Origin of the sequence: Vibrio sp. 10N.261.46.A3 (genome assembly GCF_041472995.1) — a bacterium.
Classification (GTDB): Bacteria; Pseudomonadota; Gammaproteobacteria; order Enterobacterales; family Vibrionaceae; genus Vibrio; species Vibrio coralliirubri.
This window is the reverse complement of the sequence record NZ_JBFRRH010000061.1, coordinates 1-545: the sequence shown is the minus strand read 5'-3', so window position 1 is coordinate 545 and position 545 is coordinate 1. Positions and strand designations below refer to the sequence as shown.

Annotated in this window: 1 protein-coding gene; it reads left to right on the top strand. The window is 35.4% G+C overall.

Going from position 1 to position 545, the window contains the following annotated elements:
• Positions 1-166 precede the first annotated feature (166 nt).
• Positions 167-454 carry a hypothetical protein gene (locus AB4484_RS14915; RefSeq protein ID WP_372078953.1) on the top strand — a complete coding sequence of 96 codons (288 nt, stop codon included), beginning with the start codon at positions 167-169 and terminating at the stop codon, positions 452-454.
• Positions 455-545 lie beyond the last annotated feature (91 nt).

The following is a 545-nucleotide window of genomic DNA, read 5'->3' as shown; positions in this document are numbered from 1 at the left end:
TTTGTAACGAAGAACGGCTCCCAATCGGGAGCCGTTCTTGTCTCTAAACCTGAGTTCGCACTAAGTGTGGTTACGTTAAACTGATAAGAATTTTCAGATAACTAGTTGTTTAAGGGTGTAACTAGTCCCATATACGTTAATGAACTAATCATATGGAAATAACATCATGCCATCATTTTCTTTTGACCCAAAAACTGGCGAAGCCAAATTAGCCGAAGGAACATCTATATCGAGCGTATCTATAAAGAACGTCCAAGATGTAAGCTCTTACGAGATAATAGAAGACAATCAAACTTTAATTCATAAAGTGTTATTCAATGAAAGTAGTCATTTCACAGCTAGTTATGGAAATAACTCTGTATCAGTGAAATCAACAGAATGCACGACCACGATTTCAGATGACCCAGATAACGAAAATGCGGTCACATTTACCATATCCCCTAATAAAAAATAAACTCTCACTCTTATTCGAAATGTTACTCACCGAAATTTCTTTTTAAGAAGCAAGAAATTTCGGTGTTCATTATTCCTATTATGTAAAATCC

Excerpts from the sequence above, each read along its gene's own strand:
- AB4484_RS14915 (WP_372078953.1), top strand. The coding sequence starts at position 167 with ATGCCATCATTTTCTTTTGACCCAAAAACTGGCGAAGCCAAATTAGCC.